Source organism: Mesorhizobium sp. M4A.F.Ca.ET.020.02.1.1 (assembly GCF_004022645.1).
Lineage (GTDB): Bacteria > Pseudomonadota > Alphaproteobacteria > Rhizobiales > Rhizobiaceae > Mesorhizobium.
Genome location: NZ_RZOI01001140.1, coordinates 1 through 1,157 on the forward strand (window position 1 = coordinate 1; position 1,157 = coordinate 1,157).

Sequence of the window (1,157 nt, forward strand, 5' to 3'; positions counted from 1 at the left end):
CCCTCCGGCTGGCTCACCAGAAATGACTTGACCAAATGCCTGTTGGCCGGCATCCGGGATGCCCGATCCTCGGGATCGCGCGTTCGCCTAATCGGAAATGGACCATGACCGGAAAGACCTGGGCCTATGAGGATTTCGTCGAGGGCGCCTCGCACGACCTCGGCACGAAAAATGTAAGCGCTGCGGAGATCATCGAATTCGCCAGCGAGTTCGATGCCCAGCCGATGCACCTCGACGAGGCGGCCGGCAAGGCCAGCATCCTCGGCGGCTTGTCGGCTTCGGGTTGGCACACCTGCGCGATGTTCATGCGCATGCTGTGCGACGCCTTCTTGCTGGACTCGACCTCGCAAGGCTCGCCCGGCATCGACCACGTCAAATGGAAGAAACCGGTCCTGGCCGGCGACACGCTTTGCGGCACGGTCACCGTGCTCGCCAAGCGCCAGTCCAAGTCGCGGCCTCAGCTCGGCCTCGTCTCCATGCGCAGCGAACTGTTCAACCAACGCGGCGAAAGCGTCTTCGAGCTCGAGAACACCGGCATGTTCCTCGCGCGTGATGCCGCAAAGGACCCGTCATGACTTTGGACGAGTTCTTCCTGATCGGCCAGACCGTCACGCTCGGCGCGCACAAATTCGGTCCGGACGAGATCAAGGCCTTCGCCCGCAAATACGACCCGCAGGTCTTCCACGTCGATGAGGAGGCCGCGAAGAACAGCGTGCTCGGCGGCTTATGCGCCTCGGGCTGGCACACCGCGGCCACCTGGATGAAATACAATCTCGAAAAGCGCATGGAGACCGAGGGCGTGCGCTGGACAGGCCCGGGCCCACAACCCGAATTCGGCCCCTCGCCCGGCTTCCGGAACCTGAAATGGTTGAAACCGGTCTATGCCGGCGAGACCGTCACCTTCTCGCGCACCGCGCTTGCCCACCGCCCGCTTGCCGCGCGTCCCGGCTGGAACCTGCTCACGCTGCGCTGCGAAGCCTTCGATTCGACAGGCGACAAGGTCATCGAATTCGACAGCGCGGTGCTGGTGAAGGTGGAGTAGTGAATGGTGAATGGTGAATGGTGAGTAGTGAGCGGCAGGTAGAGACCCAGCGTCTCTCATTGAGCAATGATCTTCACTATTCACTATTCACTATTCACTATTCACTATTCACTAG

2 protein-coding genes are annotated in these 1,157 nt (G+C 61.5%); both read left to right on the top strand.

Features of this window, described 5'->3' with window-relative positions; translation table 11 throughout:
• Positions 1-104: 104 nt before the first annotated feature.
• On the top strand, positions 105-575 hold the full coding sequence (locus EN742_RS35500) for a MaoC family dehydratase (RefSeq protein ID WP_126058676.1): 471 nt from the start codon (positions 105-107) through the stop codon (positions 573-575).
• The gene (locus tag EN742_RS35505) at positions 572-1,042 is read left to right on the top strand and encodes a MaoC family dehydratase (protein WP_126058675.1); all 471 of its coding nucleotides are present in this window, start codon (positions 572-574) and stop codon (positions 1,040-1,042) included. Before EN742_RS35500 ends, EN742_RS35505 begins: the two co-directional genes overlap by 4 nt.
• The last annotated feature ends 115 nt before the right edge of the window (positions 1,043-1,157 follow it).